This is a genomic window from Streptomyces africanus, assembly GCF_002150735.1.
GTDB classification, from domain to species: domain Bacteria; phylum Actinomycetota; class Actinomycetes; order Streptomycetales; family Streptomycetaceae; genus Streptomyces; species Streptomyces africanus.
Genome location: NZ_MUKA01000692.1, coordinates 1 through 331 on the forward strand (window position 1 = coordinate 1; position 331 = coordinate 331).

The 331-nt window shown below is 73.4% G+C and carries 1 pseudogene; it reads left to right on the forward strand.

Features of this window, described 5'->3' with window-relative positions:
- A pseudogene (locus CCL05_RS47015) lies at positions 1-331 on the forward strand (sensor histidine kinase); the annotation flags it as partial.

Sequence of the window (331 nt, forward strand, 5' to 3'; positions counted from 1 at the left end):
CGGTGCCTGCTGGCCTGGACGGTGCGGGCTCTGGTCCTCGGCGTGCTGATGTGGGGGGCCTTCGCCGAGAGCGAGGCGCGTGGCTGGAAGGCGGTGGCCGGAGCCGGCGGGGTGCTTCTGGCGGCACTGCTCGCCTGGGTGTTCTTCCGGACCACGCTCCAGCACCGGCTGTGGCCGTCGCTGACGTCGCTCGCCCTGCTTCAGGGCGTCGCCGTCGCGGCCCAGATGTCGGGCTTCAAAGCCGCGGCCCTGGTCATGTGGTGTGGATGCGCCGTCTCGGCGCTGGAGCGGCTCCCACCTGCAGTCGCCCTCAGCGCAGCGGGCGTGGCGC